We start from the raw sequence: 1,140 nt of genomic DNA on the forward strand, positions 1-1,140 counted from the left end.
CCAGATCAGCGCGGGCAACAACGCTTGTGCTATCTGCGTCAAAGTCGCGTGTGGTGGTGTTAAATACTTTGTTTAACGGTACAACGTCTACATTTAAGGTCTGTACACCACTCTTCGCTGATTCAGCCGCATTCTTAATCTCTGCCGCTGCTGCTGCATTATTAGCTGCTTGTAGGGCTTCTTCGGCAGCTGTCGTTTGCGCCTGCGCTGCCGCAATGGCATCGGCTGCTGTTTGCTGTGCTTGTGCAGCGGCCCCATTTGCTGCAGTTAAGGCGGCGTCTCTGCGATCGACTTCTGCTTGTAGTGCTTCTGTGTTACCACCATTGGCTTGAGCTTCTGCTAACGCTTGCTCTGCTTGTTCTAGTGCCGCTTGTGCTGCTGTTAACTGTGTTTGAGATGCCTGCGCATCTGCTTGTGCGGCTTGTGCTTTGGCTTTTTCTGCTGCGGCAAGCTTGGTGGCTGCTGAGGCAGCTTGCTGAGCTTGTAGAGCTGCTTGCTCTGATTGCTGTGCGCTGTCTTCAGCGGCTGCTACTAAACGATCTTTTTCAGATTTCGCTGTTTGAGCTTCTTGCTTGGCAGCCTCTGCGTCCACTTTGGCTTGTAGCGCTGCAGTGTTTGCCGCTTCTGTCTCTGCTTGTGCCTGAGCTACCTGCTGTTGTGCCGCTACTTTGGCATCACCAACCGCTTTATCTGCAGCATTTTGCGCAGCGATTAGGGCAGTGTCTGCCGCCGCTTTCGCTGATTCTGCTGCTTGCTGCGCAGCTTGCGCTTTGGCTGCTAAGTCCTCTGCTGCTGTTTGTGCACTCTCGGCAGCTTCTGCACGTGCTAGGGCGTCAGCTAAGCCGCCGTCTCCACCTTCGCCTGCGCTTTCAAGATTGGCCTGTGCACGCTCTAACGCCGCTTGTGCTTTTTGAGCATCTGCTACCGCTTTCTCTGCGGCCGCTTTTGCGGTGTCTGCTGCTGCTTGTTGCTCAGCTGTTTGGGCCTTGGCAATATCAGCAGCAGCTTGCGCGTCTATCGCTGCTTGTTCTGCTGCACTTTGGGTATCAGATTTAGCACCATAGGTACCTTGGGCGCCATTACCTTCATACACACCACCTAGGTACTGGGCGTCACCACCGTAGAAACCACCTTCGGTTG

The 1,140-nt window shown here is 54.3% G+C and carries 1 protein-coding gene; it reads right to left on the minus strand.

The window, feature by feature from the left end:
* Positions 1-1,140, minus strand: a 1,140-nt coding sequence (locus tag JMX92_RS13315) for a hypothetical protein (RefSeq protein ID WP_413786871.1), incomplete at both ends; no start/stop codon positions are given.

The sequence above is a fragment of the Psychrobacter sp. H7-1 genome, assembly GCF_904846585.1.
Classification (GTDB): Bacteria; Pseudomonadota; Gammaproteobacteria; order Pseudomonadales; family Moraxellaceae; genus Psychrobacter; species Psychrobacter raelei.